Origin of the sequence: Chryseobacterium indologenes (assembly GCF_001295265.1) — a bacterium.
GTDB classification, from domain to species: domain Bacteria; phylum Bacteroidota; class Bacteroidia; order Flavobacteriales; family Weeksellaceae; genus Chryseobacterium; species Chryseobacterium indologenes_A.
In genome coordinates, this window is record NZ_LJOD01000006.1 from 221,673 (window position 1) to 240,856 (window position 19,184).

Sequence of the window (19,184 nt, forward strand, 5' to 3'; positions counted from 1 at the left end):
GAAGAGCAAGAAGAGCGGTAAGTCGATCTTTCGCCAGAATTGCGCCAAGAGTAATTAGACGTAGAGGATAATGGATTTATCAGCTACATTAAGCAGTATCATTTCCCTGTCAAAAAAACATGACAGGGTGATACTCTTTCATTCTGGGGCGGGAAAGGATAGCATTGCGCTGCTTAACATGATGGCGCCTCATTTCCGAGAAATCGTCTGTGTTTACATGTACATGGTTAAAGATCTGGAACACATAAACCGGTATATACATTGGGCAGAAAAGAAATATCCGAATTGTCGTTTTATCCAAACTCCACACTATGCACATTACAATAACAAGAAACATGGGGCCTTCGGAGCTGAACCGGTGAAATACGCAGAGTGGAATGTTTCAAAGATCAACGAAAAAGTAAAGGAAGAGACTGGCATTGAATGGGCGGTACTTGGGTTCAAGAAAAACGATTCTCTTAATCGTAGATTGATGTTGAATTCCTATCCTGATAGTATGACAAGTGAATCCGGCCAGAAGCTTTACCCGTTGGCGGATTGGAGCAATAAGCAAGTACTGGCATATATTAAGAAAAACCGATTGATTGAGCCAATAAAATATGGGAATACCGGAAACGTACGCAGTCAGGGTACTGATGTCACAGACCTGTCTTTTCTGCTTTGGTGTAAACAACATTATCCAGGTGATCTGAAAAAGATCATTGAAGAATTCCCGGACGTGGAAAGAATCCTATTCGAGTATAACCATTCACAAAAACAACGTGCATAATAAAGTAAAACAGAGTGAGACAATTATCCTGAAGCGTTCAGAGATAACACCAGCGGACTACAACCCTCGTACTATTACTGAGGATGCGAGAAAAGCTTTAAAGAAAAGCATCAAAGAGAATGGTATTATAGGTGGTATGGTTTGGAATAAGCAAACTGGGAACCTCGTATCTGGGCATCAAAAGCTAAGTATTGCTGATGAAGTGAATAAGTACGAAGCTGGAAATGATTATGATATCAAAGTAGAGGTGATTGATGTGGACCTGAAGAAAGAGAAGGAATTGAATATTTTCTTCAACTCGAAAGCTGTTCAGGGCGAAATGGATTATAAAAAGCTTGCTCAGATATTTCCGGATATCGACGCTTCTCTGGCCGGTCTCGATGATGTAGATATTTCCATGATTGAAATTGAGCTACCAAACACAGATGACATTGAGATACCGAGCTTTGAGCCTCAGGAGGAGAAGAAGATCAATACCGAATATGAAAAGGCGATCACCCAAGAGCTGAACAACACAAAGCATGTTCCGGAAGCCAGTCTTAATGAAATGGAGCGTAAAGAAGCTGCAGAAGAATTGACACCTGAGGAAAAGAAAGCAAAGATCAAGGAGATCAAGGAAAAAGTAAAAGAAGGTGCCAGATTAGATGGCGATCCATACTTTACAGTATCCTTCTCTGATTATGACGCTAAAGTGATGTTTCTCGAATACCTGGGCTTTAATCCGGAAGACAAATTCATCAAAGGTGAAGAGCTGCAGGAAAAAATAGATGAAGTCTATGCGAGTTGACAAGCAGGCCAGTACATGCAGCAAATTCATGTACACCACAGAGAGAGAAGCGCAGGAAATCATCACCAAATGCAAATCTGCCAGCAGTAGAAGTAAAATACCAAAAAGAAAGTATTACTGCAAAGAATGCGGAGGATGGCATGTAACAAGTCAGAAAACAAAATCAAAATTTCAATAGTATGAAAAGAGAAGATATACAGAAAGCGGTTGAAGTAGATAATGAGATCTTAGAAATCGAGAGATCAATTACCGCATGGAAGAAAAGCGCAAAATTCAATGGCAGTTCTAAAATTCAAATAAGAGAACCATACATGCAAGGATCTTATTTTGATATAGACCTTTCAGCAATACCATTTGAAGAGTTGAAAAACACTTTTATTAAATCTTTAGATGAGCAGAAAGCTAAGAAAGAAGATTTGCTGAATATTATTTTACAATAGAGTTATGGCAACAAGAAGCAGAAAGACAAATTACAGAAATATTTAACATTACTTAATATGGCAAATGTAGATTCATATACAGATGAGGAATTAAAAGAAGCTCTTATAAAATCAAATGGGCAGCCAACAGTTGCAGCAAAGATGTTGGAAGTCACATACATTTCCGTGTATGGTCGTATTCGTAAAAATCCTGAATTATTAGACATACAGAAGTCAGCAAGACAAAAGACATTCCAGGACCTCCATAATTTTCAAATTGGCGCTGTATTAGGAGGAACAATGAAGACACCAGAATTTGACGAAGAAGGAAGCATCAAGAAAGATGAAGATGGTAAAATAGTGTATTATGATGCAGCTGTTGGCGTCAATACCCGAATGGAGTATGCTTCCAGATTGATGACACTGTTTAAATCTGACGAAGGAATAAAAGATGAGACAGATATAAATATTAAAAGTGCAATTGATCCCTCCAAATTATCTGATGATACTCTTAATGATTTGATGACAGCTCTTAAAAACGATGAGAAGTGATAAAATTTTACTTTCCCAATTAAAAATACAGCTCTTTGAAATCTATGTAGAGAAATTCAGAAGGGGAAATTTTGATTTTATTACAACTCACCAAGGTGAAAAGCATTTAAAACAAGAAGAAGCCTTAAAGATCCTTTGTGACAAAGATACAAGAGAGTTCCTTTATGGCGGTGCTGCAGGTGGTGCTAAATCCTGGACCGGTGCAAGCTGGTTGCTTTTCATGTGTCTCCTTTATCCTAATTCCAAATGGTTCATAGGCCGAGAGGAATTAAAGCGTATTCGTTCTTCAACATTAATCACTTTCCAGAAAGTTTGCAAGGCATACAGTATTCCGGCAAGCGAATGGAGTTACAATGGTCAGGATAATTATATCCAGTTTAAAAACGGTTCCCGTATTGACATGTTGGATCTGCAGTTTAAGCCAAGTGATCCACTATATGAAAGATTCGGTTCCTTAGAGTATACCGGTGGATGGATAGAGGAAGGAGGAGAAATCAACTTCGGGGCTTTTGATGTACTAAATACTAGGGTCGGCCGCCACCTCAACAAAGAATTCGGCTTGGTTCCGAAAATGTTCGTTACCTGCAACCCGAAAAAGAACTGGATGTATTCCCACTTCTATAAGCCTTTCAAGGAAAATATTCTGTCGCCGATTCAGAAGTTTTTACAGGCTTTTGTGCAGGATAACCCGTTTATTGACAAGCTCTACATTGAACAGCTTGAAAACACCAAAGACAAGGCAAAGAAGGAAAGACTTTTAAAAGGGAACTGGGAATATGATGATAACCCTTATAAGCTTTGTATTTATGATAAAATTCTGGACCTGTTCCGGAATGATCACCTTACAAATGAGAAGAAAAAATACATCACTGCTGACGTAGCAAGGTTCGGATCTGATTTAGCAGTTATCGGTGTATGGGAAGACTGGGAATTGATAGAAGTACATGAGTTTGAGATTAGCAAGACAACGGAAATTCAGGCATGCATTAAGGTCCTACAACAAAAGCACTCAATTCCGAAAGATCAATGTATTGCTGATGCTGATGGCGTAGGAGGAGGTGTAGTCGATAACCTGGATATTATTGGATTCCATAATAACGGCAGACCATTTGATGAAGACTTGGGAGACGAAAAAGACACTCCTAAATATAAGAATGCTCAAACACAGTTACTCGTTTACCTGGCTGAAAAAATAATCAATAAGAGCAAAATGTTTATTTCCGCGGAATTATCAGAAGAACAGAAAGAAAGGATCAAGGAAGAACTAGACACTATAGAACAGGATCCAGATTATGACATCATAACCTTAGTAAATAAGGCTACAATCAAAGAAAACATAGGAAGATCCCCTGACTATCGAGATATGATCCTAATGAGAGCTTATTTCGATTTCAACAAACCAATCAGAAACAATTTGAACAGAATAGCATCTTTAATATAATGGACGAGAAATATTATCAACTACAGACCATCGGAGAGAAAATAGCCTATCTTAAAGATAACGGAATTCCTCTGCCAAATATTGAGCAGTTTAATTCTGAATGGGATGAAACCCGCCACCGTATAATGACAGATCTGTATAATTATCCTGATCGCATTGTTGAGTATGAGTATACCGATGAAAAAGGAGAGAAGAAGGAAGGGAAACGTATAGAAAAGCTTAACCGTATACCGTTGGCATATCAAAAGGATATCGTAGCGAATGCAGTAACTTTCTTGTATGGTAATCCGGTGAAGTATACTAACAATATTGAAGATACGTCCTTATATGATGCTTATTTAAAGCTAGTCGACAAGGAAAAGCTCATGTTTGTAGACAGGGAAATAGCTAAGACAAACGGACGTTTCACTCAGTGTGCAGAATTGTGGTGGGTAGAAGATGAACCAAATGAGTTTTATGGATTTCCTTCTCAATTCCGAATGAAAGTAACATTGCTTTCTCCGGATAAAAACAAAATGTATCCATACTTTAATGACCAAGGAGACATGATTGCATTCCTGAGAGAGTATGAGAAGCGTATCGAGGGTGTCAAGGTCAAATATTACGAAATATACACCGCAGACAGAATTGCTATTCTAAGAGATGCTAACGGAGGGATAGAGCTTGTTTCTGAAAGTGTCAATTCAATAGGTAAAATTCCTATTGTCTGGTATTCCTTTGAAAATGTTGAGTGGTCCAAAGCTCAGAAAGCCATTGAAAGGCTAGAGGAAATTGCCAGCGACACCGGTGAGGTGAACAAGAAGTTCTCTGCGCCAATTTTGGCCCTTACAGGTGAGGTTACCGGAAGTTTTTCCAAGGATAAAACTGGAAAGGTGCTGCAGCTTAACGGAGATAAAGCCAGTGCAAACTTTGTGCAGCCTCCTAATGCCAGTGAATCCCTTTCTAATGAAAAGGAAAACCTAGAAAGCATCATCTACAAAATGACAAATTCTGTCAATATTTCCCCAGAAGCCTTGGAGGGGTTAGGAAACATGTTAGCCACTGAAAACGCTGCTTTTCTCTTTATGTTGCCGCACCTGAAGGTAATGGATAAGATGAGCGTGTATGTACCAGCCCTGAAACGGAGAATGTCCATTGTTAAATCTTTCTTCCATTTAATGAATACGGGTTTCCGCAATAGCGATCTGGATGCTGAACCGGTTATTACTCCTTACATCATAAACAACGAAGCTAAGTTCTATGAAATGCTAATGTCTGTCAATGGAAATCAGCCGTTATTCAGTCAAAAAGCAACAATGGAGAAGGCCGGAATCAAGGACGTGGACAAGATGCAAGAGGAGATTAAGAAAGAAACTCCAGTTCCTCCAAAAGAAATTTTGAAAAATTCTGTATAAATTTTTTGATAATTAGAATTTATTCATTATATTAGAGATAGAGCCATATAAAACAAATGGTATAAACGTTATGAAGAAGGATAGTCAATTAATAATCAAAAAAATTGAAATGGAGAAGATCAAAAAGGTCGCAGCTGAAATTAGTAAGCTAGGAGAGGAATTAAGCAATAAACTTAATAAAGCTGGTATATCTTTACAGGGTCTAAATATTGTCACGCCCGAAGTGTGCAAAATAGACTGGTCGAAAGTATCAACAAAAACGGGAGCAGATTACCAAGTATGTAATTATAAGGTCAATCCAGATTTAGAATTTACACCTCCTATCTACATTAGATTGAAAATCGATTAGTGGCATTAATCATAAAATGCTTTTACGGCCTTCTCTTTGAGAGGGCTTTTCGTTATATTTGTGGAAATTAAAAATTTATGGAAACAATCAACAAGACATTTGAATTAGAACTGGAAGGAACACCTGTAAAAGGAATTATCACATCATTATCTGATGATGAACTAGATGGTATAAAAAATTTAGGAAGTGAAGAATATTCAGGCGCAGCATTTAAAGCTCTAATATTGACAGCTCCAGAATTAGGAGCAACCTATTTTGAAAATGAAACCCCAAAAGTTTTTGTTGTTGGATACAAAGGAAAAGAAGGGCAACTAGGTTCTATTGAAAATGGAGAATTTAAACCTTTTTACAGTGATGATATGGTAATAAGGAAGATCTCATTAAATATCTTGGAAGTATTAATGTTAAATGATAATACCGGACATTTTAAAGCTTAACAAAACAGCCCCTTAGTTGGGGCTTTATTGTATTAGTACAAATTCGTTTACAGGAGCCACGTATTCTCCGCCAGTGTCAAGTTTGATAAGCCATGATGTTGGTTGATCAGGCGAATTTGACGGGATTACCTTTACAAAGATTCCTATAATTCCGGAAGGGATATGTTTCACTCTTTTCATATTACTTTTTTTATAAAGTTAACTCTTTTCTTTTAAGTGCAAAGAAAAGGTTATGGAGTTAATATTCCTCAATTTGTTTTAAAAGAATATCTGCTTCTTCTTTTGTCTTCGGCTGAGGGGCATTCTTGAATAGCAGCCCGTTTTTAGGGGAGGCTCCGGATATTGTCTTGTCTTTTTGAAAGGTAACACAATTCCAGATGTTCTCTGTTAATTCTTTTTGATAATTGTAGCAGAATGTTTCTCCATTCGCTTGGCGGATAGTCTCTTTTTGATATCCGTTTTCTTCTAAGAAGCTGTAGAAATTAAAGTTGTTCATAGTTTATTAATCTTAATGGTTTTTCTCTTTTCTTTTTTAAGAAATTCAATGTCAGATTTCAAAGAATCTCTTTTCTCTGTAAGGAAATGAATTTCGTTTCTGAGATTATAAGAAGTCATTTTTATATGATCTCTTCGATGATGTAAAATATATAACAGTGCTTCATGGGAAGTGAACAATTTCCCGCATTTTTCGCAATTATGCTCGTTTAATTCTTCATCAATTTCTAAAGCATGGGTGCAATATCTTTGCTGAAGTGATATAACATCTGCTTCTTCCTTTTGTTCAAACCTTTCTCTATTCAAAGGCTTAACAAACATTTGGATAATTTGACCTTCCATGAGTATTTTATTTTGATGAATTAATAGCTTCAAATTCTAAACACCATCCTAGATTTCCATCATCGGCCTTTTTCTGCGGAAATACTTCATCCAATATGATATAGAAAATCAATTTCGGTATTTCTCTTCCTATTATGATCTGATATTTCTCAAAGACAATATGTTTAGCAACCGCAATATCTGATGGTAAAAATATTTCTCGTAAAGATGGGAATGATAAATTATGTTTTTTCGGATTAGCTAAACATTCTTTGTAAGCTGAAACCATTTCTTGATTTATAGTCATATCCTTTATTGTTTAAGCCACTCAATTGCCTTATGAGTGAAGATTGATTTTTAGATCGATATTCTCTTTGAAGGGAATTCTGCTTCCATTTGGTTTCTCAACCATTCTAAGACCTTCTCTGTATCAAATAGTACTTTAGTTTTCTGTTTTCTGTTTTCGTAGCCCCCCAGGATTATACCCTCCGGGAGAAGCTTGTTCTTTAATAGCTTATGAATAGAGCTTCTATCTTTCCCAATTACTCTGCAGAACTCTTCAAAAGTCAGAGTGATTTTTTTTACTCTCTCAATCCTATAAGCAGCCTCCATCATATCAATCACAAGCAAATCAGCTGTTCTTTTCCTTAGTAATTCATCCATAATTAGAATTTATATGGTTATAAAGTAAAACTTTAATTAACTACTGCTAAAATACGAAAAACGTTATTGTTATACAATATTAACAAAGGTAATTTTGAACATAATAAATAACAATCTAAGTAATGTTTGAACAAGAGATCCTACAACAGCTAAAAACCAGATACAAGAATCTGGGGTTAAGCGAAACTATTTTGAAAGCAAAGGCAAAGCAACTGTCTAAGGCGGTCGAAAAACAGGAAGACATTGAAAATGCAGTAGCAGGGGTTGAAGATGACTTGGCAATATTCCAGTCATTCGCTGACCAAAACAGAACGTTGGCAAAGAAGATCGAGGATTTGGAAAAAGGGAAAGGGGCGGATCCAAAGCCTGAACCTACACCTAAACCAGAAACAGGCACTCCAAATCCTAATCCAGCACCAACGGGCGATGTTCCTGAATGGGCTAAGGCTTTAATTGAAAGCAATAAAACGCTGACTGAAAGTCTTACAAAAATTCAAGAAAAGGAAGCTAAACAAACAACAGCACAAACCCTGCAAGCAAGATTCACTGAGTTAAAGATTCCTCAATCTTTTCAGAAGCTTATTCCTATGGATAAAGTTTTTGCTACACCAGAAGAAATGGAGGCTTTCGTAACCGAGCAAAAAGCAAACTATGATGCAGTTGCACAAGAGTTTGGTAACGCTGCATTGGCAGGAGCGCCTAAGCCTTTATTCGGAGAAGCTAAAAAGGAAGGAGAGGTTTCGCTCGATGTTCAAGCATACCTAGATGCTAAAAAACCAGCAAAAACCAATGAATAATATTAACGACGATTTCCAAGCAGGGAGACAGATTGTTGTTTTTGATCAAATTGACGCAACCTATCCGGGTGGAGTTCATATTTCAAAGACAGACGCAGCAGCTCGTTTCACCAATGGAGTAATTCCAGCCGGAACAGTAGTAGTTCCAGATACTGACGGAAAATATAAGGTTTTAAACGTAGCCTTAACAGCTTCAAATTTAGCTGGCACAATCGGACTTGTGAGCCATGATATTAAAGTGGACGATTTCCCTTTAGCATCAATCATCATGTCCGGTACCGCTAGAATTGATGCTTTGCCAGACCTAGAAAAAACAGGTGTAGCACTGTTAGCTAAAGCTTTACCAAGAATCTCCTTCATTTAAAAACACTAAGCAATGATTATAAATGCAAATAACATAGTACCGGAATTTTCCGCGTCAAATATGAACGCAATCATCAATGCGTATACTTTGGGAGATTTACAGTACAGAAACTATTTCCCACTTCAATTTCAAACCGATTTAACTTTTCAGAATCTTGAATCTACGACTTCTGCTAAAGTAATGGCGGATATCGTTTCTATCGGTTCTAAAGCACCAAGAAAAGGCCGTGATTTCATCGCTGCAATGAAAGGTGAGATTCCTAAAATCGAAATTGCCCGAGATCTTGACGAACATGATCTTATTAAGATTCAGCAGTTAAGAAACGCGGTCCAGTTGAACCCAACAAATGCTGCCATTAAAAACCAGATGATCGATAAGATTTACGGAGATTCTACATTTTGTCTTGACGGGGTAAATGCTAGAGCTGAATACGTTGCCAAAAGATTTGCATCAACTGGGAAATACAAAACTACCGTAGCAAACAATTCTGGTGGAGTAGCAGATGTATCAGTTGATTTCAAAGTAAGAATTGTTAATGCTGCAAAAGATTGGTTTACTGCTGCTGATGCTGATCCGGTGAAAGACATTCAGACCTTACAAACAGAAGCATTAAGCAAGGGTTATCGTTTCTCTACTATAACAGTAGATCAGGCTACCGCAAACCAATTGCCAACAATCAAAGCAATGCAGGAATTTGTTTATGGTGTAGCCAATAACGGCGGGACTACTCAGATGTTCAGACCTACTCTGGAAATGATCAATACGAGACTTGCTCTTTATGGTCTACCAACAATCAGAATCTGGGAAACTTTTGTGAATGCTGAAAGCAAAGCCGGAACTCTTGTCGCCACGAATGGATGGGAGCCAGGCAATGTTTTACTATCTGTATCTCCTGTTTTGGGTGCTACTCAGTATACAACAACTCCGGAATTCAATATGACGTTTGGTGATACTACATCACAGACTGTAAGTGATGGATTTATCCTTGTGAAAACATTTGGAGTTCAAGATCCAATTTTGGTTTCTACAAAGGCAACAGCGTTCGCACTTCCTGTACTGAATGATACTAAGAAAAACGTAATTCTGAAAACGAAACTAGCATAATGACTATCGGGGAGTACATACAAGAAAAATTATCTCTTTGGTCGGTTGAGTATTCCGATGGAATGGTTGCAGCTGAATTAGCTCGCATTGGCCTTGATCCATCCGAAACCATAACGAATGAAATTAATCTGGACATTTTCTTCTACAACGTAATCCCCGACATCATTAACATGCCTTCCAGTATTTCTGAGGGTGGTTATTCGATATCATATGATAAAGCCACTCTTTTGAAATACTACTCAATGGTAGCCAGAAAGCTTGGTAAGCCTGATTTGTTCTCTGATAATACAATCACAGATATAACATCGAAATGGGGATAAAGCAATTTCCTTACACACTTAAAGTCTTAAAGAAAACAGAAGCTCAATATGATCCGGACACTGGTAACTGGATACCGGGCACTGAAGATTGGGTAACTGTTTCTAAATGTCGTGATGAAGGAAACGGAGGAGGAAACAGAATCGTGACCACTGACGGAGAAATATATGTGTTTGGAGCAGTGGTATATCTGCCAAAAAACAGTCCATCTGTTGAATTGGGGGCTAAAATCAGAGTTTTCGATAAAGAAGGAAATACGAGGCTCGAAGGAGACAATAAGCTATTCAAAAAAGAACAACTGCACGCAAGATTATGGGTTTAACATTAGATAGCTCCGGATTTGAAAGGCATATTACTCAGGTAGTACAGAATACTGAAGCCAAAATGGTCCAGATTCTTGCGGATGCCGGGCGAACTATTGCGGCAGCAGCGAGGGCAAACGGTAATTATAGGGATGTTTCCGGAGATCTGAGAAATTCAAACGGTTTTCTATTGATGATTGATGGTGTAATCAAGGCAGAAGAGTTCCTTTCAGGTAATGGAGGATCAAAAGCCCGATCACTTGCCTTACAGGTTGCAGATACTTCGATAGATACTATTTGTCTTGTAGTGGTTAATGGAATGGACTACGCATCCAAAGTCGAAAGCCGTGGTAATGATGTTCTAACCAGCGCAGAACAGTTCGCAAAAAGAACTATTCCACAAATGTTACAACAGTTGAAAAGATGAACACAGTATTAGACGGGCAGCAATGGATTTTTGAGGATTTAACACTGGGAAATATTCGGTCAGTAATAACTGGGAATATTTACAAAGACAAACGTCCATCTGGAAGCAAGAAAGAAGATATAGTGATAAACAGCATTGCTATGGATAATTCCTTCTTACAGGATGGAGTTTTCAACGTCAATTGCTATGTGCCAATGTTGTCGGTAAGCATTAACGGAATAACTCAATACATGCCCGATACAAGCAGAATGGCAATAATTGCTAAAGCAGTGTACAAAATCTTAAATAAGCTTTTCAGACCCCAATACAATCTTGTGATTGAAAGTCATAAAACCTTTGAGGAAGAAGAAGAGAAGGCAAACTATATCAATTTCAGGATAAACCTGAAAGCATACAATTAAACTAAAAAATACAAAAATACAATGGCAGGACAAATTAATATCGGAGTTGCCGAAATCGCTATCGGAGTAATTGCAGCTGATGGTGATATGAGTACCACTTTAGCCCCTTTAGGCTATACAGAAGAGGGTTCCGCACAAATTAACTGGGATGACCCCACAGAAACAGAGTTTAAAGTTGAAGAACTTTCAACACCTATTCATATTCAAAGCACAGACGGGAAAAAGACTATTGTCTTTAAGGTCGCTAATCCAGACCTAGACACATTTGTATCAGCATTCGGAGGAACTAAATCCGGAACAGGAGCTGATGAAGTGTTTAATTTCCCAACCAATACACCTGTGATTGAAAGATCTCTTCAGTTCACGCCTGAGCAGGGAATCGGATTGAGAGTTGCAAGAGCAAAGATCACTGCAAAGCTATCCTCTAATATTGGTAGAGCAGCCTTGCTGGGAGTTGAGATATCTGCAACAGTACTTCAGCCGAAAAAAGCAGGTGTTGCACCAATTGTCGCATTTACTGTATAACCTATAAAGCCTATCTCCGGGTAGGCTTTTTAACAAACTATTCACATGGAAAACATTGAATTAGAGAAGGAAGAAATAGAATTGTTAGTAGGAAATAGCTACAGTTTTGAAACCAATTTTTTTGGCAAGAAAAAGACCTGGAATATTGGGAAGCTTTCGATGGGAAAAATGTTAAGGTTATCAAAGATTTCCATCAAAATCAAAGTAGATGAAGAAGCACTTTCAAATGCTGATCTTTCAATTCAGCTGCCTGCACAATATGAAGCGGTAAGAGACAATGCGGGATTATTAGCTGAAGCTGTGTCTGTTGCTGTGGAAAGCAAGTTGCCAAAATGGTTTCTTAAATGGCACTTCCTAAACTCCCTAAACAGCAAAGATATTATGGATTTCTCTTTGGAGCTCCTGAAATTCTCAAACTATCAAAATTTTATGACCTCTACGGTATTAATGAACGGAAACCGTCCGACCAAAGCGATGCCGATAGAGAAACAGGTCTCAAAACCATCTACGGAGCAATGGGGCAAATCTGCCACCACTTCGGATGGACTTTAGATTACTTGCTTTGGGAAGTAGATTGGCGAATTGTACAGCGAATGCTTATCGACGCGCCAAAATACGAAACCTCGAAAGAGGAAACACAACCTAAGAAAACTATCAACCTTTCTGAACAAACATCAGAAGACTTCATAAATCAGCTATTCAAATAAGTAATGAACACCAATAACGGAGCACTTTATTTCGGGGCAGGAATTAACCTACAACAGTGGCGCAGAGATGTAGATTCTATGCGTAGGGATATTCTGGGACTTTCACAGACTACTGTGCAGGAAACCCGAGTGATGAATTCCGCCTTTAAAGATGCATTTACAGGACTTGCAGGGTATTTCTCTGTTACTGCTATAAAAGGTTTCATTACAGAACTAATAAACATAAGGGGTGAGTTCCAAAAAACTGAAATAGCATTTACCACCATGCTAGGGAGCGGTGTAAAGGCAGCTGAGTTAATGAGCCAAATGGTTAACCTTGCAGCTAAAACGCCCTTTGGTCTTCAGGAGGTTTCCGCTGGCGCAAAACAGTTACTTGCTTTCCAGATTCCGGCTAATCAGGTTGTAGATATTCTTACAAGAATGGGGAATATTGCCGCTGGCCTTGGAGTTCCTCTTTCCAGAATCAACCTTGTTTACGGTCAAGTTAAGGCCAAAGGAAAATTAATGGGGGATGATCTACGTCAATTCACAGAAGCCGGCATCCCTATGATTGCTGAACTCGCTGCTAAGTTTGGCAAAACCGAAGCAGAAATTACCAAAATGGTTTCCGCTGGCAAAATTGGTTTCAAAGACGTGCAAGACGTTTTATTCTCTCTTACAAACGAGGGAGGGATGTTTTACAATTTGATGGAAAAGCAATCTGCATCTCTATCAGGAAAAATTGCCAATCTTGGCGATACCTGGGACCAGATGTTGAATAAAATAGGTGAATCCAACGAGGGTATCTTAAACAGTGCTATCGAAGGTGTTACGAAGCTGGTTGAAAATTATGAGGAAGTGATAAAAGTTCTGCAGATCCTTATTGTTACTTATGGCACATATCGAGCAGCTCTTATTGTTACCAACTCACTACAAGCTGGTGCGGTTGCTCCTGCTGTAATTCAAGGGTTCCGAAATCTGATCATTTTGATAAGAGGAGCTACTGTAGCACAAGCAGCCTTAAATACAGCTACAATTGCCAACCCTTACATTTTGCTGGCCACTGCGATAGCGGGGCTTATTGCTGTTGTGATTACATATCGTAAGGAGATCGACAATCTTCTGCATGATTACAGCGCATTGGCACAGCAAATCAAATATAATGAGAACGTTCAGGAAAAGTATTCCAGTACCTTTTCCAAAGGCATCGTGGATAACCGAGAAAAGATTGTTTCCCTTATTGCTGTCATCAACAATGAAAATTCAAAACTTGAAGACAGGAAACGTGCCTACGAAAACCTTATTAAAATAGATGATGCTTTCCGAGGTGCACTAGATGAGCAATATCGTGCTACCTACAGATTAGGAGGTGCTTTTGATTATGTTATAGCAAAAATGCAGCATTTTGCACTAGTACAAGCGGAAATGGCTGTAAAATCAGAATATCTGAAACAAAACGCTGAAGATGAATTCAATTTGTCTATTGCCAAAGTAAAATATGCCGAAGCAGAAAGAGCTGCTAAAAAGTATGGAGAAATGCTTAAACAAGGCAAGATTACCATTAAGCAGTATTCAGAATACATGAAGCCTTATGAGGATGTTGCAGCAAATCTTATTAAAAGCCAGAAAGCTGTTAATGCTTCCAGAAAAGATGTTGATTATGTAAATAAAGCAGAAAAGGAAAAGCTTAATACGTTATCAAAGCAAGCCGTCATTCTTAGTGCTCAGCTAAGAGGAGGGAAAATGCAAGGTAAGTTAATCACTGATCAGCAGAGAACGGTATTGACGAGACAGCTTGCAGATGTTAAAAAAGAAATGCAGTTACGTCTTGGGCAAGTATTGGAAGATGTGGCAAAGATTGACACCAAAAAAGCTGGTTGGGCTCAAATAATTAAGGATCAAATTGCAGAACTAGAATCTCAACTCGACAGTGCACAAACAGAAGCAGAATACCGAAGAATTCAAGCTAAAATTAAAAAGCTTAATGAAAAGCTTAATCCAAGAAAAACCAAAACAGACAATAAACAGCTTGCAGAATTCCTTCCTTTAGGATCTCCTGAACAACTTCAGCAACAAATTTCATTGCTAGATAAGGCCATGGCTCTTGTTGAAAATGGCATGGTAAAGCTTAGAAGACTGGATAAATACGGAAATGACAAAGACAAAAATGGGAATCCATTTCTAACTGGTGAAATAATAAGCATCGAAGAAGCCGGAAAAAGAAGAGAAGCATTAGATGAGAAACTGAAAAGTATTCAATACAAAAACTTCCAAGAAAAGATTGACGAAGCTGAAAGACAATGGAATAACTATTACCGTATGTCTGAGTACTATGGTAAAGAGGTTGCAGATGCCCAATACAAACAATTGTTTCAAGGTTCTCAGAGTTATTTACAGTATCTGGAAAAACAAGAGCAGGCACTGACAGATTTAGCCGCTAAGGGTATTATTAGCCCTCAGCAAAAAGTTGATCTGGCTTTCATCGGGGAAAAGATACGTAATCTAACCGGAGAAGAAACACCATTTGAAAACTGGAAACGTGATATTGATAATGCATTAAAGTCTCTTCCTTCGTTTGTAGATCAGATTGATAAACTGAATGATGTTGAAGACATTATGTTCAAAAATGAAGGAGGGAATTCAGCATTTTTTCTTCAAGTAAAAAAATATATACAAGAGCAAAAGAGAAACATACTTCAACAACAACAGGATACATATAATGAGTTTTTAAAAGAGCAAGAAACGTTTGAACAAAAGCAGACTGAAATATCTGAAAAGTACAATGATATTAGAGCGAGAATAGGCTTGGAGTCTATTTCTGAACAAGAAAGACTGAGACGCTTAGATGCAGCAGGAAAAGAAGAAGCAAAGGAGTATTCAGAGGCTTTCTTAAAATCTTTTCAGAAAACGAATCTTTGGAAAAAGGCTTTTGGAAATATAGATGCTCTTACGAGAGAAGAAGTAGCAAAGTTAATAACACCATTGAAAGCAAAAATGCAAGAATTGATTTCAATAGGCGCTCCTTCAGAAGAAATAGATAATTATCGGAAAAAAATTGAGGAATTAGAAAAGTTATCTAAAAATAAAGGACCAATTGGGAATCTAATAAATGCTTTTGACAAGTTATTCGAAAAAATAAAAAAGGGAACTGCAACCAATGCAGATTTCAACAATTTTATGGAGGCTTGGCGAGAATTTGCATCCTACATGGAGTATGTAGTATCTATGGTTGGAGAGATCATGGATGCCTTTGGACAAGGAGATGCGGCTCAGTCGATGAAAGAGTTTGTTAAAAATCTGACTACCGCAATTGATGGTTTAATTACTGCTATTGCTAGTTATTTTAAAGGAGATATAGCTGGTATGTTTGCGGGTATTCTTCAAATGGTAGTTGGTATTGTAAAATTGTTATCAACTGCAGGTGATGGGAGAAAAGAAAAAAATATCAGGTCTTGGAAAATAGCAGTTGACGAACTTAAAGCATCTTATGAAGATCTTCAACGAGTAATAGAAAAGACAGCCGGAGAAGCATCTTTAAAAATGCAGACACAGCTAATAGCTAATTTACAAGAACAGCAAAAGCTACTCATTCAGATGCGAAATGCAGAAGAACAGAAGAAAAAAACTGACAGGGAAAAAGTCTCCAGCTATAACCAGCAAATTTCTGATATCAATAATCAAATTTCTGAAATTGTAGACAATTTTAAAAATAAAATTACAACTACTGAATTTAAGGGTCTTTCTGAAAAAATTGCTGACGCCTTAACGAGTGCATTTTCGCAGGGGGAAGACGCCGCTAAATCATTTGACAAAGTAGTTGATGATGTTATGCGTAATGCAGTACAAAATGCATTGCAAGTTAAAATACTTGAGCCCGCTGTTAAAAATATGGTTGATCAGCTTTATAGCTCCATGGGCTTTGGAAACTCTGATACTACAGGGCTGACAGATCAGATAAAAAGTGTTGAAACTCAGATAACAGCAATTAACAGTCAAATACTCCAGGCTTCATCTTCTACAAAACCTCTATTGGAGGCGCAGAAGGCTTCATTACTCCAAACAATAGAAATGCTAAAGCATCAAATTGCTCAATCTAATGTAAATGGAAATTTCGATGGACTTACTGAGAAAGAGCGAGAGGAGTTGAAAGCAATGGGAACGAAAGCTATGCAGGATTATATGGCTGCTATGGAGGAATATAAAGATTTGTTTAATCAGTCTGCTCAAAGTGCTCAGGGCCTTAAAGGTGACATCAAAGGAATCACAGAGAAGACAGCCGGAGCCTTGGAAGGACAGGTTAATGCCATGAGAATAATGCAGGCTGAAGCTTTGAAGCATCAAAAGAATGGATTTGAAGTCATGCGTAGCCAACTGCTTGTACAGGTCCAGATAGAGCAGAACACCCGTCCATTGAGGGATATTTATAAAGAGATCAAAGAACTGAATTCAAAAATCAAATACGGCGCCGCCGGGATAATCTAATGAACTTACAAGAAATCTATATACAGGCAAAACAGATTGGGCTTTCCCACCAGTGCAATGAGAGAATGACTGCTGATCTTTCAATAAGGAATCTCTGCGAGATGTATTTTGATGGGGATGATTGGTCTATGGCGAATGACTTTCCGGAAGTTGAGGTTCTGCGAGAGTACCGGGGCAAGAGTGAAGTATTTGGAATCTTTACCGACTACATTGGAATGCCGAACAATTTGAACAAAGCGGCATTTTTCGGGAATTCGGATATAAAAATGATCTACAACGGCTTTTCAGTTTCCCAGATAGTTCTGCGGCACAATACAAAGGCTAAAATCACAGCAGCAGAAAATGCAATCGTAATAATAAATATCATTGATAATGCAGAGGTTGATATAGAGTGTATCGAAAATGCTAGGGTAGAGGTGTTTCAATATGGGGGCAAGGTAAAGAGTTCTGGCGATGTACGGATCACAAAATCATATTTCAAAAAATGAGTGATATTAAGGTAGAATTAAACGGCATAGACTTTAAAGACTTTGATGTAAGAGTGTCAAAGTACAGCAACCTTATTGGAGAGCTTGAAAGAAAAGATGTTGTTCAATACGATTGGGCAGAGTATCATGGAATTTCTCCAAATCTGCGTAAACCAAAGTTTAAAGAGCGAAAAATAGAACTTGAATGTTTTATCAGGGGTGAAAACTGGGAAGATTTATTTCAAAAGTTTAGAACTTTCATAATTGGTGAATTTTCAAAGCCTGGAACTCAACGTTTGCATATCATGCCTTTTGACTTTAAAACATTGGCCTATGAGGTTTTTGTAAAGGATGAAATAATACCGGAAAAAGTATTTCATGATGGTGAAATGTATGCAACATTCACCATCAAAATGATTGAACCAAACCCTATAAAGAAAATTCTTAAAACAACCCTTGATGAATTCACCCTATCATATGAGATAGATTCTGAAACCGAGATATTCCTTGGAGACGGAACAAAGCTTATAGGCAGGGGTGATGTTAGTTTCACGAAAAGGTACTCCGAACCCTCTTACCAAGGTTCCGGAATCACCCTGATTCAAAACAGTACTATCAATGATACGTTTTATGAAGCCTACACGATTCCAGATAAAGAGAGTATATATGAATTCTCAGTAACAGCAAAATTAACGGCACCGAAAAACATAATTCTGTACGTGATAGGCAGAACGGTTTCCGGGAATTATGAAGTGGTTGCAATCAGCAAAGTTCACCAAGGAATTGCAGGTAAGAATAGAGTTTCGGTTGTTCATGCTGTCAATTTTAGTGACTACGGGAAATTCATTTTTAAAATACTGGATGATACTGGAGCAGAAATACCAGGGATCACCTTTGAAAATCCACGAATCGAAACGGCAGAAATCCTCGGCGAGTGGCGAGATATGCTAGGTAAAGAAAAAATAATAATCATAGCAGGAAACATAGAAGATATGAAGAATCTACAATCACCTGCTGAAACCCTTTGGGATAAAATATAACAGAAATGGGAGAAATAATCGGAAATAATGATCAGGTAACAATAAGCGTAAGTGATCTTGTACCACCATCGAATCTGGCGACAATTGATAAAGATGGGAACGTCGGAAATACCTTCTCTAAAGATCAGTTCAATGAAAAATTTCAGAATAAATCTGATGACTTAGACGAAAAGATTGCAGAAATTAAAGCGCAAGTCGAGACGGACTTTCAAGGAACTTTAAAGCCAACAGATCCCGCACCAACAGCTGACGGCTCATATAAACCGGAAGTATTGTCTGCTGATCCGGGTACTAATTATCCGAACGCCGGAAACCTGAAAGCAATGGAAGGATACGACACAAAGTTCTATAAAAAAGGGGCAGTTTGGACCAAATCTGAAGTAAAGATTCCTGGAAGTACAGCTAAACAAACATTTGACAAGACTGATAATGTAAGTCCTGCAACAATGAAAGCTGCCGCCGATCGTTTTGACCCAGGAATAACTGTATTGAACTCATTTGTGAGTGCTCAAAAAACAGAAGAGACCGAAATAATAATGCCCTTATCTGGTGAGACAAGCGGAGCGTATTTGTCTACTTCAGCGGCTCAGGTTCCTGAAACAGATTCAGCGAATGGAATTATAACAATGGCGGAACTGACCGGA

The 19,184-nt window shown here is 38.0% G+C and carries 26 protein-coding genes; 22 read left to right on the forward strand and 4 right to left on the reverse strand.

The window, feature by feature from the left end; translation table 11 throughout:
* Positions 1 to 70 precede the first annotated feature (70 nt).
* The 8 genes from AOB46_RS11315 to AOB46_RS11355 all read left to right on the forward strand — a co-directional run bounded on the left by AOB46_RS11315 (position 71) and on the right by AOB46_RS11355 (position 6,148).
* Positions 71 to 769, forward strand: coding sequence for a phosphoadenosine phosphosulfate reductase family protein (locus AOB46_RS11315; protein ID WP_062699350.1), 699 nt, complete (start codon positions 71 to 73; stop codon positions 767 to 769).
* 136 nt (positions 770 to 905) lie between these two features.
* Positions 906 to 1,556 (forward strand): DNA methylase, encoded by a 651-nt coding sequence (locus AOB46_RS11320; protein WP_241489193.1) that lies wholly within the window; start codon positions 906 to 908, stop codon positions 1,554 to 1,556.
* Positions 1,557 to 1,735: 179 nt separating this feature from the next.
* Complete coding sequence (locus tag AOB46_RS11330) at positions 1,736 to 1,996, forward strand: hypothetical protein (protein ID WP_062699355.1); 261 nt, start codon at positions 1,736 to 1,738, stop codon at positions 1,994 to 1,996.
* 57 nt (positions 1,997 to 2,053) lie between these two features.
* A complete protein-coding gene (locus tag AOB46_RS11335) occupies positions 2,054 to 2,527 on the forward strand; it encodes a hypothetical protein (RefSeq protein WP_062699357.1) in 474 nt (157 codons plus the stop codon).
* Entirely contained in the window at positions 2,517 to 3,968 is a 1,452-nt protein-coding gene (locus tag AOB46_RS11340) for a phage terminase large subunit (RefSeq protein ID WP_062699360.1), read from the forward strand. Before AOB46_RS11335 ends, AOB46_RS11340 begins: the two co-directional genes overlap by 11 nt.
* Positions 3,968 to 5,362 (forward strand): phage portal protein, encoded by a 1,395-nt coding sequence (locus tag AOB46_RS11345; protein ID WP_062699362.1) that lies wholly within the window; start codon positions 3,968 to 3,970, stop codon positions 5,360 to 5,362. The genes AOB46_RS11340 and AOB46_RS11345 overlap by 1 nt, the downstream gene beginning before the upstream one ends.
* 109 nt (positions 5,363 to 5,471) lie before the next feature.
* A complete protein-coding gene (locus AOB46_RS11350; protein WP_131724357.1) occupies positions 5,472 to 5,711 on the forward strand; it encodes a hypothetical protein in 240 nt (79 codons plus the stop codon).
* Positions 5,712 to 5,788: 77 nt separating this feature from the next.
* Positions 5,789 to 6,148 (forward strand): hypothetical protein, encoded by a 360-nt coding sequence (locus AOB46_RS11355; protein WP_062699366.1) that lies wholly within the window; start codon positions 5,789 to 5,791, stop codon positions 6,146 to 6,148.
* 238 nt (positions 6,149 to 6,386) lie between these two features.
* Here AOB46_RS11355 and AOB46_RS11360 read toward each other — a convergent pair whose 3' ends face one another.
* The 4 genes from AOB46_RS11360 to AOB46_RS11375 are packed head-to-tail and all read right to left on the reverse strand — an operon-like array spanning position 6,387 to position 7,627.
* The gene (locus AOB46_RS11360) at positions 6,387 to 6,644 is read right to left on the reverse strand and encodes a hypothetical protein (RefSeq protein ID WP_062699368.1); all 258 of its coding nucleotides are present in this window, start codon (positions 6,642 to 6,644) and stop codon (positions 6,387 to 6,389) included.
* Complete coding sequence (locus AOB46_RS11365) at positions 6,641 to 6,985, reverse strand: hypothetical protein (protein ID WP_062699370.1); 345 nt, start codon at positions 6,983 to 6,985, stop codon at positions 6,641 to 6,643. The genes AOB46_RS11360 and AOB46_RS11365 overlap by 4 nt, the downstream gene beginning before the upstream one ends.
* Positions 6,986 to 6,992: 7 nt before the next feature.
* On the reverse strand, positions 6,993 to 7,271 hold the full coding sequence (locus AOB46_RS11370; RefSeq protein ID WP_062699372.1) for a hypothetical protein: 279 nt from the start codon (positions 7,269 to 7,271) through the stop codon (positions 6,993 to 6,995).
* A 50-nt stretch (positions 7,272 to 7,321) separates the two neighbouring features.
* On the reverse strand, positions 7,322 to 7,627 hold the full coding sequence (locus AOB46_RS11375) for a hypothetical protein (RefSeq protein ID WP_062699374.1): 306 nt from the start codon (positions 7,625 to 7,627) through the stop codon (positions 7,322 to 7,324).
* Positions 7,628 to 7,749: 122 nt separating this feature from the next.
* Between AOB46_RS11375 and AOB46_RS11380 the strand changes: the two genes are divergently transcribed.
* The 14 genes from AOB46_RS11380 to AOB46_RS11440 form a co-directional block, all read left to right on the forward strand.
* On the forward strand, positions 7,750 to 8,424 hold the full coding sequence (locus AOB46_RS11380; RefSeq protein ID WP_062699376.1) for a hypothetical protein: 675 nt from the start codon (positions 7,750 to 7,752) through the stop codon (positions 8,422 to 8,424).
* The gene (locus AOB46_RS11385; protein WP_062699410.1) at positions 8,417 to 8,788 is read left to right on the forward strand and encodes a hypothetical protein; all 372 of its coding nucleotides are present in this window, start codon (positions 8,417 to 8,419) and stop codon (positions 8,786 to 8,788) included. The genes AOB46_RS11380 and AOB46_RS11385 overlap by 8 nt, the downstream gene beginning before the upstream one ends.
* A gap of 60 nt (positions 8,789 to 8,848) precedes the next feature.
* On the forward strand, positions 8,849 to 9,892 hold the full coding sequence (locus AOB46_RS11390) for a major capsid protein (protein ID WP_241489194.1): 1,044 nt from the start codon (positions 8,849 to 8,851) through the stop codon (positions 9,890 to 9,892).
* Positions 9,892 to 10,212, forward strand: coding sequence for a DUF6706 family protein (locus tag AOB46_RS11395; protein WP_062699378.1), 321 nt, complete (start codon positions 9,892 to 9,894; stop codon positions 10,210 to 10,212). Before AOB46_RS11390 ends, AOB46_RS11395 begins: the two co-directional genes overlap by 1 nt.
* Positions 10,203 to 10,532, forward strand: coding sequence for a hypothetical protein (locus tag AOB46_RS11400; protein WP_062699380.1), 330 nt, complete (start codon positions 10,203 to 10,205; stop codon positions 10,530 to 10,532). The genes AOB46_RS11395 and AOB46_RS11400 overlap by 10 nt, the downstream gene beginning before the upstream one ends.
* A complete protein-coding gene (locus AOB46_RS11405) occupies positions 10,523 to 10,939 on the forward strand; it encodes a hypothetical protein (RefSeq protein WP_062699382.1) in 417 nt (138 codons plus the stop codon). Before AOB46_RS11400 ends, AOB46_RS11405 begins: the two co-directional genes overlap by 10 nt.
* Positions 10,936 to 11,340: a hypothetical protein gene (locus tag AOB46_RS11410; protein WP_062699384.1), complete on the forward strand. Its 405-nt coding sequence runs from the start codon at positions 10,936 to 10,938 to the stop codon at positions 11,338 to 11,340. The genes AOB46_RS11405 and AOB46_RS11410 overlap by 4 nt, the downstream gene beginning before the upstream one ends.
* Positions 11,341 to 11,361: 21 nt before the next feature.
* Positions 11,362 to 11,865: a hypothetical protein gene (locus AOB46_RS11415; protein ID WP_062699386.1), complete on the forward strand. Its 504-nt coding sequence runs from the start codon at positions 11,362 to 11,364 to the stop codon at positions 11,863 to 11,865.
* Between the two features lie 45 nt (positions 11,866 to 11,910).
* On the forward strand, positions 11,911 to 12,417 hold the full coding sequence (locus AOB46_RS11420) for a hypothetical protein (protein WP_062699388.1): 507 nt from the start codon (positions 11,911 to 11,913) through the stop codon (positions 12,415 to 12,417).
* Complete coding sequence (locus AOB46_RS22910; protein ID WP_082377078.1) at positions 12,381 to 12,572, forward strand: hypothetical protein; 192 nt, start codon at positions 12,381 to 12,383, stop codon at positions 12,570 to 12,572. The genes AOB46_RS11420 and AOB46_RS22910 overlap by 37 nt, the downstream gene beginning before the upstream one ends.
* Before the next feature lie 3 nt (positions 12,573 to 12,575).
* On the forward strand, positions 12,576 to 17,033 hold the full coding sequence (locus AOB46_RS11425; RefSeq protein ID WP_062699390.1) for a tape measure protein: 4,458 nt from the start codon (positions 12,576 to 12,578) through the stop codon (positions 17,031 to 17,033).
* A complete protein-coding gene (locus AOB46_RS11430; protein WP_062699392.1) occupies positions 17,033 to 17,521 on the forward strand; it encodes a hypothetical protein in 489 nt (162 codons plus the stop codon). Before AOB46_RS11425 ends, AOB46_RS11430 begins: the two co-directional genes overlap by 1 nt.
* Positions 17,518 to 18,540 (forward strand): hypothetical protein, encoded by a 1,023-nt coding sequence (locus tag AOB46_RS11435; RefSeq protein ID WP_062699394.1) that lies wholly within the window; start codon positions 17,518 to 17,520, stop codon positions 18,538 to 18,540. Before AOB46_RS11430 ends, AOB46_RS11435 begins: the two co-directional genes overlap by 4 nt.
* A gap of 5 nt (positions 18,541 to 18,545) precedes the next feature.
* A partial coding sequence (locus AOB46_RS11440; RefSeq protein WP_131724358.1) for a hypothetical protein occupies positions 18,546 to 19,184 on the forward strand: 639 nt, incomplete at its 3' end.

What these genes read in the sequence shown, in the direction of transcription:
- AOB46_RS11315 (WP_062699350.1), top strand. Translation starts at nt 71, where the DNA reads ATGGATTTATCAGCTACATTAAGCAGTATCATTTCCCTGTCAAAAAAA.
- AOB46_RS11320 (WP_241489193.1), top strand. Translation starts at nt 906, where the DNA reads ATGGTTTGGAATAAGCAAACTGGGAACCTCGTATCTGGGCATCAAAAG.
- AOB46_RS11330 (WP_062699355.1), top strand. Translation starts at nt 1,736, where the DNA reads ATGAAAAGAGAAGATATACAGAAAGCGGTTGAAGTAGATAATGAGATC.
- AOB46_RS11335 (WP_062699357.1), top strand. Translation starts at nt 2,054, where the DNA reads ATGGCAAATGTAGATTCATATACAGATGAGGAATTAAAAGAAGCTCTT.
- AOB46_RS11340 (WP_062699360.1), top strand. Translation starts at nt 2,517, where the DNA reads ATGAGAAGTGATAAAATTTTACTTTCCCAATTAAAAATACAGCTCTTT.
- AOB46_RS11345 (WP_062699362.1), top strand. Translation starts at nt 3,968, where the DNA reads ATGGACGAGAAATATTATCAACTACAGACCATCGGAGAGAAAATAGCC.
- AOB46_RS11350 (WP_131724357.1), top strand. Translation starts at nt 5,472, where the DNA reads ATGGAGAAGATCAAAAAGGTCGCAGCTGAAATTAGTAAGCTAGGAGAG.
- AOB46_RS11355 (WP_062699366.1), top strand. Translation starts at nt 5,789, where the DNA reads ATGGAAACAATCAACAAGACATTTGAATTAGAACTGGAAGGAACACCT.
- AOB46_RS11360 (WP_062699368.1), bottom strand. Translation starts at nt 6,644, where the DNA reads ATGAACAACTTTAATTTCTACAGCTTCTTAGAAGAAAACGGATATCAA.
- AOB46_RS11365 (WP_062699370.1), bottom strand. Translation starts at nt 6,985, where the DNA reads ATGGAAGGTCAAATTATCCAAATGTTTGTTAAGCCTTTGAATAGAGAA.
- AOB46_RS11370 (WP_062699372.1), bottom strand. Translation starts at nt 7,271, where the DNA reads ATGACTATAAATCAAGAAATGGTTTCAGCTTACAAAGAATGTTTAGCT.
- AOB46_RS11375 (WP_062699374.1), bottom strand. Translation starts at nt 7,627, where the DNA reads ATGGATGAATTACTAAGGAAAAGAACAGCTGATTTGCTTGTGATTGAT.
- AOB46_RS11380 (WP_062699376.1), top strand. Translation starts at nt 7,750, where the DNA reads ATGTTTGAACAAGAGATCCTACAACAGCTAAAAACCAGATACAAGAAT.
- AOB46_RS11385 (WP_062699410.1), top strand. Translation starts at nt 8,417, where the DNA reads ATGAATAATATTAACGACGATTTCCAAGCAGGGAGACAGATTGTTGTT.
- AOB46_RS11390 (WP_241489194.1), top strand. Translation starts at nt 8,849, where the DNA reads ATGAACGCAATCATCAATGCGTATACTTTGGGAGATTTACAGTACAGA.
- AOB46_RS11395 (WP_062699378.1), top strand. Translation starts at nt 9,892, where the DNA reads ATGACTATCGGGGAGTACATACAAGAAAAATTATCTCTTTGGTCGGTT.
- AOB46_RS11400 (WP_062699380.1), top strand. Translation starts at nt 10,203, where the DNA reads ATGGGGATAAAGCAATTTCCTTACACACTTAAAGTCTTAAAGAAAACA.
- AOB46_RS11405 (WP_062699382.1), top strand. Translation starts at nt 10,523, where the DNA reads ATGGGTTTAACATTAGATAGCTCCGGATTTGAAAGGCATATTACTCAG.
- AOB46_RS11410 (WP_062699384.1), top strand. Translation starts at nt 10,936, where the DNA reads ATGAACACAGTATTAGACGGGCAGCAATGGATTTTTGAGGATTTAACA.
- AOB46_RS11415 (WP_062699386.1), top strand. Translation starts at nt 11,362, where the DNA reads ATGGCAGGACAAATTAATATCGGAGTTGCCGAAATCGCTATCGGAGTA.
- AOB46_RS11420 (WP_062699388.1), top strand. Translation starts at nt 11,911, where the DNA reads ATGGAAAACATTGAATTAGAGAAGGAAGAAATAGAATTGTTAGTAGGA.
- AOB46_RS22910 (WP_082377078.1), top strand. Translation starts at nt 12,381, where the DNA reads ATGGGGCAAATCTGCCACCACTTCGGATGGACTTTAGATTACTTGCTT.
- AOB46_RS11425 (WP_062699390.1), top strand. Translation starts at nt 12,576, where the DNA reads ATGAACACCAATAACGGAGCACTTTATTTCGGGGCAGGAATTAACCTA.
- AOB46_RS11430 (WP_062699392.1), top strand. Translation starts at nt 17,033, where the DNA reads ATGAACTTACAAGAAATCTATATACAGGCAAAACAGATTGGGCTTTCC.
- AOB46_RS11435 (WP_062699394.1), top strand. Translation starts at nt 17,518, where the DNA reads ATGAGTGATATTAAGGTAGAATTAAACGGCATAGACTTTAAAGACTTT.